The organism is Rhodococcus sp. 06-462-5, assembly GCF_002258315.1.
Taxonomy (GTDB): Bacteria; Actinomycetota; Actinomycetes; order Mycobacteriales; family Mycobacteriaceae; genus Rhodococcoides.
This window is the reverse complement of sequence record NZ_NOYD01000033.1, coordinates 1-3,914: the sequence shown is the minus strand read 5'-3', so window position 1 is coordinate 3,914 and position 3,914 is coordinate 1. Positions and strand designations below refer to the sequence as shown.

General features: G+C 65.2%; 1 protein-coding gene. It reads left to right on the top strand.

The annotated features are described in order from the left end of the window. Positions 1-3,914 (top strand): condensation domain-containing protein (locus tag CH251_RS16530; protein ID WP_143544979.1); only part of this gene is annotated, 3,914 nt, incomplete at both ends.

Below are 3,914 nucleotides of genomic sequence, written 5' to 3'. Positions count from 1 at the left end.
CCACGGTCTTCTCGGCCTTGGACTCGATCCCGACCACCGTCAACGGAAAACTCGACACCCGAGCACTCCCCACCCCCGACATCACCACGGGCACCGGCCGAACACCAGAATCGGCCACCGAACACACACTCACCCACATCTACCGCGACGTACTCCACATACCCGACGACACACCACTGAGCATCGACGACGACTTCTTCCGGCTCGGTGGTGACAGCATCTCGTCGATTCAGGTGGTGTCCAAGGCACGACGGGCGGGACTGTCATGTTCTGCCGCAGAGGTATTCGATCGCCGCACCATCGAGGGACTCGCACGCCTGATCGACGAGCGTGTCGGCGACGCCATCGCGTCCGGTCCGGTCGCGGTCCCGACATCCCGCCTGTGGCCGATCGCCGCCGCCCACGTCGATCAACCCGGCTTCGGTTCATACAGCCAGTCGTTCGTTTTCGTCACTCCCGCTGGCATGTCCGGCAGTCAGCTCGATCGAACCCTGACACGCGTCGTCCGGCACCATTCCGCGTTGCGGGGCAGTGTCGTTCGCGAGGACGGGCTGTCGATGTTCACCGTGCCGGCAGCCGACGTACCGCTGGAGACAGTCGGCGACCGGATCGCGATGTCGACGATCGACAACGGGTGGGCGCACCCCTCGTGGACGAAACGGATCGACAGCCTCGTCGCCGAACTGTCACAGAAGCTGGACCCGCACAACGGCGTGATGTGGCACGCGGCGTGGTGCACGGATCCGAGTGAGGCAACGGGCCGTCTGGTGACCGTGGTTCACCATCTCGTCGTCGACGGCGTGTCCTGGCGCATCCTCGAGGACGACCTGGCACACGCCTACGCCCTGGAAACCGGCGCGACCACAGCCGACCTGCTGCCGGTCGGAACCTCGATCACGTCGTGGTCCTCCGCTCTGTGGGCACGATCGACCGACGCAGATATCGTTGCGCAAGAATCGTATTGGTCCGATGTCGCTGCGCACATCACTCCGACCGTGGCGAGTCGAAGCGTCGACCCGATTCTCGATACCGGTGCCACCGCTGCAACCGTGCCGATCTCGGTGCCTGCGGGCGTGACCCGTGCCGTTCTCGAAGATGTCCAGCGGACATTGTCGGCGGGGGCCGACGAGGTTCTTCTCGGCGCTTTGGCGATTGCAGTCGGCGTGTGGCGGGCCCAGCGTGGACTCGGTCGACGACCCGCAGTCGTCGGGCTCGAGGGACACGGGCGGCAGGAGACGCTGATCCCCGGTGCGGAGCTCGGTCGCACCATAGGGTGGTTCACCACCTGGTACCCCGTGATCGTCGATACAGGCGATATCGATCCCGAAGCAGCACTGATGGATTCGCAGACTGCCGCAGACGCGGTGCTCCGCGTCAAGGAATCGCTGGCCACCGTACCGGACCGCGGCATCGGATACGGGTTGCTCCGGCATCTCGACCCCGACACCACCGATCGGTTCTCCTCACACGGAATCCCGGACATCGGATTCAACTACCTCGGCCGTTTCACGACCGACTCCGAGCCGACGGCATGGCGAACCGCTCCCGAATCGGCGGGTCTCGGCGGCTACTCCCCCGCAGACCTGCCCGTGGCGGCCGCGATCGACATCAACATCGCGGCAGTCCCCGGTCCCGACGGCGCAACCGTTCTGGACGGAATCTTCACCTATGCGACAGGGGCCGTATCGTCCTCCGACGCAGAAGAATTGCTGGCACTCTGGATCGCTGCACTGTCTTCCCTCGCGACCTACGTACCCACGGCCGATCACGTGCGACGAGTGCCGTCGGACCTGACTGCTCCCTACGTCACCTTCGCCGACATCGCCGCATTCGAGTCCCGCTACGGTGCCCTAGCCGACGTCCAGCCGTTGACGCCTCTGCAGCACGGGATGGTCTTCGAGTCGCTTCTGGGACTCGACACTCCGAATGAAGCGAATGTCGACGTCTACATCACGCAGACGACCCTGACCCTTACCGGGCCGTTGGACGTCCCCCGACTCGAGCGCGCCTTCTCGCGAGTGTTCGACACCTACCCCAACCTCACGTCGGCCATCACCACCACCGACAGCGGCGATCACGTCGCGGTCGTGCCGACTCGACTCCGGGTGCCGGTACAGCACATCGATCTGACGTCCGGTACTGACTCCGACGCGCGACTCGAGGAGATCGTCGCTGCCGACCGCGCGACGTCGTTCGTTCTCGATCGGGCACCGCTCCTGAGGATCACCGCGGTGAGCACTGCGCCACAACGGCACGAGGTGCTGTTGACGATGCACCACGTTCTGGCCGACGGGTGGTCCACTCCCTCGGTGGTCCAGACGCTGCTCGACGCCTATCGCGCGCCGGCAGTGCCCGCGGTTCCCGACACCTCGTATCCAGCTTTTCTGCGCTGGCTCGCAGACCAGGACCGTGCAGAATCACTGCGGGCGTGGGCAGTTGCGCTGGACGCGGTCACCGAACCGACGATCATCGCCCCCACTGCACCCGCGACGTCCGATGTCTTCCCGGACGAGATCTCGATTTTCGCCGATGCGGCCCTGACCGCGCACCTCGACCGTGTGGCTCGTGGCCGAGGTGCCACGGTGAACAGTCTGGTGCAGACGGCATGGGCAGTGACGTTGAATGCGGTCACCGGCCTGGGCACCGTCGTCTTCGGCACCACGGTGTCGGGCCGTCCCGCCGAGATCGACGGCATCGAGCGCGCCGTCGGTATGTTCATCAACAGCGTTCCGACGCCGATGACGTTGAGTGACAACCCCACTCTCTCCGGACTGCTCGACCGCGCTCAGCAACAGAACACCGCGTTGCTGAGCCATCACCACGTTCCACTGCCGGAGCTGCACCGGCTCACCGGACTCCCGACGTTGTTCGACACCCTCGTCGTGTACGAGAACTACCCCATCGACGAGGAAGCTCTGCACGCCGACGACAGCACGGGCATCACGCTCGCCGGTGTCGGCGGACTCGACTCGACGCACTACCCACTGACGCTCGCCGTGATCCCTGCGCCGGAGTACACGACCTTCGAGTTCTCCTATCGCCCAGAGCAACTGGACCGCGCCACCACGACACGCATTGCGGAGATCTTCCAGCGGGTGCTCCACGCCTTCGCTGCCACGCCCGATGCCCGCATCTCGAATCTGAACCTCCTGCCCGAGGACGACAGCACACGAATCGCCGAGTGGTCGACCGGGTCGGACGCCACCGGTCTCGAGATAGCCACCTCAGGTTCCACCCTGGATTCGTTGGTACGCAACCAGATCAAGGCCACACCCGACGCGATCGCTCTGGTCGACGACACCGGCACGGCACTGACCTACGCGCAGTTCGACACCCGCATCGACGCCATGACCGCCGTCCTACTCGACACCGGAGTTCGACGCGGCGACCGAGTCGCCGTCATACTGCCCCGATCGATCGACCTCGCCGCCGCCCTCCACGCCATTATCCGCGCCGGCGCCGCCTACGTCCCCATCGACCCCAACTACCCCACCGAACGAGTCGGACACATCCTCGACGACGCCACCCCCACCACGATCGTCACCGACCGGACAACACTGGAAAACCACCGATCAACCCTCGACGGTGACATCGTCGTGGTCGACCGCGCGGACACCCGCCTACTCCTTGATTCGGTTGCGTCCGTGAGCATCTTAGCTTCGCCCGCACCAGGTGACACCGCCTACGTCATCTTCACCTCCGGCACCACCGGCCGCCCCAAAGGCGTCATGGTGTCGCACGCCGCCATCGTCAACCTCATCGCCTGGCGCCAATCCGTCTTCACCCTCGATATCGGCGACCGAGTACTGCAAAAGACCTCCGTCGGCTTCGACGTCTCCGTCCCCGAATTCTTCTGGCCCCTCACCGTCGGAGCCACCATCCGCCTCATCCGACCCGACGGCGAGAAAGACCCC